3 protein-coding genes are annotated in these 3,602 nt (G+C 76.3%); 1 reads left to right on the top strand and 2 read right to left on the bottom strand.

All coding sequences use genetic code 11. From position 1 onward, the window contains the following. Positions 1–168 precede the first annotated feature (168 nt). On the top strand, positions 169–1,353 hold the full coding sequence (gene dusB / locus HCN52_RS22755) for a tRNA dihydrouridine synthase DusB (RefSeq protein WP_168090317.1): 1,185 nt from the start codon (positions 169–171) through the stop codon (positions 1,351–1,353). Here the strand turns inward: dusB and HCN52_RS22750 are convergent. Together HCN52_RS22750 and HCN52_RS22745 are read right to left on the bottom strand one after the other, a co-directional pair. After that, entirely contained in the window at positions 1,299–3,350 is a 2,052-nt protein-coding gene (locus tag HCN52_RS22750; protein WP_168090316.1) for an amylo-alpha-1,6-glucosidase, read from the bottom strand. The two genes, dusB and HCN52_RS22750, sit on opposite strands and share 55 nt — an antisense overlap. A 24-nt stretch (positions 3,351–3,374) precedes the next feature. After that, a partial coding sequence (locus HCN52_RS22745) for a hypothetical protein (protein ID WP_168090315.1) occupies positions 3,375–3,602 on the bottom strand: 228 nt, incomplete at its 5' end.

Here is a 3,602-nt window from a genome sequence, read left to right as displayed (position 1 = left end):
GTCCCGGAGCCGTGCGGCTCCGGGACCCCTCCGGTCTGTTCGGGCCCCGGGCTCCGGCCGCGGTCGTTGGCCGCGGCCGACCGCGATGCGCGACAATGGCCCGGCCGGCGGTCCCGCCGGCGCCGCAACCGCCCGACCGCCCCACCGTGACGCCGAGGAACCGCCCGCATGACCGAGACCGCGCTCGCCGCCGGGACCACCGCCGTACCGGGAGCACTCGCCCCGCCGCTGGCGATCGGTCCGCACACCGTCTCGCCGCCGGTGGTGCTCGCGCCCATGGCCGGCATCACCAACGCGCCCTTCCGCACCCTGTGCCGGGAGTTCAGCGGCGGTCGCGGGCTGTTCGTCAGCGAGATGATCACCACCCGGGCGCTGGTGGAACGCAACGCCAAGACCATGCGGCTGGTCCACTTCGACGCCGAGGAGACCCCGCGCTCCATCCAGCTGTACGGGGTCGATCCCGACACCGTCGGCCGGGCGGTCCGGATGATCCGCGAGGAGGACCTCGCCGACCACATCGACCTCAACTTCGGCTGCCCGGTGCCCAAGGTGACCCGGCGGGGCGGCGGGTCGGCCCTGCCGTACAAGCGGAACCTGCTGCGCTCGATCCTGCGCCAGGCCGTCGGCAACGCCGGGCCGCTGCCGGTCACCATCAAGATGCGCAAGGGCATCGACGACGACCACCTCACCTACCTCGACGCGGGCCGTATCGCGGTGGAGGAGGGCGTCACCGCCGTGGCGCTCCATGGCAGGACCGCCGCCCAGCACTACGGCGGCACCGCCGACTGGGACGCCATCGCCCGGCTGAAGGAAGCGGTCCCGGAGATCCCCGTCCTCGGCAACGGCGACATCTGGTCGGCCGGCGACGCCGTCCGGATGGTGCGGGAGACGGGGTGCGACGGCGTGGTCGTCGGCCGCGGCTGCCTCGGCCGGCCGTGGCTCTTCGCCGACCTGGTGGCGGCGTTCGACGGGCGCGGACCGGAGGCGGCCGCCCGCCCGTCGCTGGGGGCGGTCGCCGCGACCATGCTCCGGCACGCGACCCTGCTGGGCGAGTGGCTGGAGGACGAGAGCCGAGGCGTGATCGACTTCCGCAAGCACGTCGCCTGGTACACCAAGGGCTTCCCGGTCGGCTCGGACCTGCGGCGTTCGCTCGCCACGGCGGCGAGCCTCGCCGAACTGGCGGAGCTGCTGGACCGGTTGGACAAGGACGCCCCCTGGCCGCAGGGCGCCGACGGGCCCCGCGGCAGGACCTCCGGCCGGAACCGGGTGGTCCTGCCCGACGGCTGGCTCGCCGACCCCTACGACTGCGCCACCGTGACCGCCGACGCCGAACTCGACACCTCCGGCGGCTGATCCGCCGGCTTCTCCGCCTCAGCGGCCTCCACCCGGTACGCCGCGGAGGCGGCGGTCGCCCGGCCGGCGCCCGGGGCGACGGCCCGCAGCAGCGCGAACGGTGTCGCGGCGGTCCAGGCCCGCGGCCCGCAGGCGTGCGGGTGGGGCACCGGCGCGCTCCGCCCCTGCCGGCCGTAGCCGGCGACGACCTCGGGAAGCCGACCGCCCGACGCCTCGGCCGTCGCCACCACCGCCTCCGCGACCCGGCGCGCCCCGTCGGCCAGCCCGTACCGGGCGAGGCCGAGCGCCAGGACCGCGGTGTCGTGCGCCCAGACGGCGCCCCGGTGCTGGGAGAGCGGGTGGTAGGCGTCCTGGCCGGCGGCAAGGGTGCGCACGCCCCAGCCGGAGAAGAAGTCCGGCCGCAGCAGCCGGTCCGCGGTCCGCCGTGCGTGGTCCTCGCCGAGCAGCCCGGACCACAGCACGTGACCGGCGTCGGAGGAGAGCGACTCGACCCGTGCCCCGTCGCCGTCCACGGCGGGGGCCGGCAGGTCGTGCTCCGGCATCCAGAAGTCGCGCTGGAACCGCTCCCGCAGGGCGTCCGCCGCCTGGTCGAGTTTGGTGCCGTACCCCGGGTCCGCCCAGATGCGGCGGGCCAGCGCGGCGGTGCGCCGCAGGGCGTCGTACGCGTACCCCTGGGCGGCGGCCGCGCTCAGCCTGCCGCGGGCCGGGGTGCCGTCGGCGTGGCAGATCGCGCCCGGGGAGTCCTTCCAGGACTGGTTGGCGCGCCCGCCCTCGTCCGGGTGGTAGACCAGGTAGCCGTGGGTGTCGAGCCCCCCGTGCTCGAACATCCACCGCACCGCCGCCCGCGCTGCGGGCTCCAACCGCCGTGCGGTGGAGTCGTCGCCGGTCGCCTCCGCGTGCGCGCCGAGCAGGACGAGGAAGAGCGGCGTGGTGTCGAGCGCCCCGTAGTAGCGGGCGTAGGGCACCTGTCCGAAGTGCGCCAGCTCCCCGCGGCGCATCTCGTGGACGATCTTGCCGGGCTGGGCGACGCGCTCCGGTTCGTCCGCGGTGGCCTGCGCGGCGGCGAGCGCCAGCAGGGTGTCCAGCGCGTCCGCCGGGCGGTGGTCGAGGGTGAAGAGCGAGGTGAACAGGGCGTTGCGGCCGAGCAGGGCGGCGAGCCAGGGGACGCCGGCGGCCGGCACCCGCAGCGCTTCCCCCGACGGCCCGGTGGCGACGGTGCCCAGCGCGGTGAGGTCGGTGGCGCCCTGGCGGCAGAGAGCGTCGAGTTCCGGCCACGATCCGCGGCCCGGAACGGGCGCCGCGGCGGGGTCCGCCGCCGGTTCGGTGTGCTGCGGCCCCGGCGCGGCCGGTGCCGGTGCGGCGTCGTCGGCACCGTGCGGCAGCGGAGTGACGCGCAGGGTGACCACGGCGGCCTCGCCGGGGGCGGGGCGGAGTCGCCAGACCAGCCGTCGGGCGCCGCTGCCGGTCTCCTCGACCGCCTCCGGGGGCGGTTGCGAGGTGATGACGGTGCGGCTGTGCCACTCCTGCCGCCGGTAGCCGAGTTCGATGCCGTCGGGCAGCGCCCGGCGGCTGCGGACCGCGTGCGGTTTGTCGTACCAGCGGTGGTCGGAGCGGAGCTCGAACTGGTCCGCGAAGTCCGCGTCCACGGTCATGGCGAGGACGACGGTGCCGGCGGGGGCGCGGTTGGCGACGAGGCGGATCTCCTCGACGAGCGTCCCGCGTTCCAGGCGCTGCTCGCGGAAGACGGTGTGGGCGGGGGGCTCGGCCCCCCGGCCGCCGGGGATCAGCGCCGAGCGGGCGCGGGGCCCCGCGGTGGCGGGGGCGAGCACGAGGGGCGTGGTGCCGTCGATGGTCAGCTGCCAGCGGCTCAGATGCCGGGCGTCGTCGGCGAACAGGCCCTCGGGGACGGTGCCGCGGGCCCCGGTGATGTCACCGGAGGGTCCGACGGCGGCGAAGGCCCCCTCGTGCACCAGAAGTCTGTGGTGCGTCGCGTTCATCGTGCGCAGCCCTCCCTGGAGTTCTCACATCTCGTACCGCGCCGCGGCACCGGGGGTGCCGCGTGGTGCTGCTGTGCTTCCCCGCCTCCCGGTCCCGCTCGCCGCCGGGGTGGTTCCGGGCGGCGGGCGGGCCGCCAGCATCCCCGCGCCCTGCCCGGTGAGGATGCCGCCGGAGGCGGTGTCGAAGGGCTGGCTGAACCCGTCCTCGGGGTAGGCGTGCAGGTCCGAGAAGGAGAGGTGGATGAGGGTCGG

The sequence above is a fragment of the Streptomyces bohaiensis genome (assembly GCF_012033785.1).
GTDB classification, from domain to species: Bacteria; Actinomycetota; Actinomycetes; order Streptomycetales; family Streptomycetaceae; genus Streptomyces; species Streptomyces bohaiensis.
This window is presented reverse-complemented; position numbering and strand designations above follow the sequence as displayed.

Bases quoted from the DNA above. Each gene is read 5' to 3' on its own strand.
- dusB (WP_168090317.1), top strand. From the start codon at position 169: ATGACCGAGACCGCGCTCGCCGCCGGGACCACCGCCGTACCGGGAGCA.
- HCN52_RS22750 (WP_168090316.1), bottom strand. From the start codon at position 3,350: ATGAACGCGACGCACCACAGACTTCTGGTGCACGAGGGGGCCTTCGCC.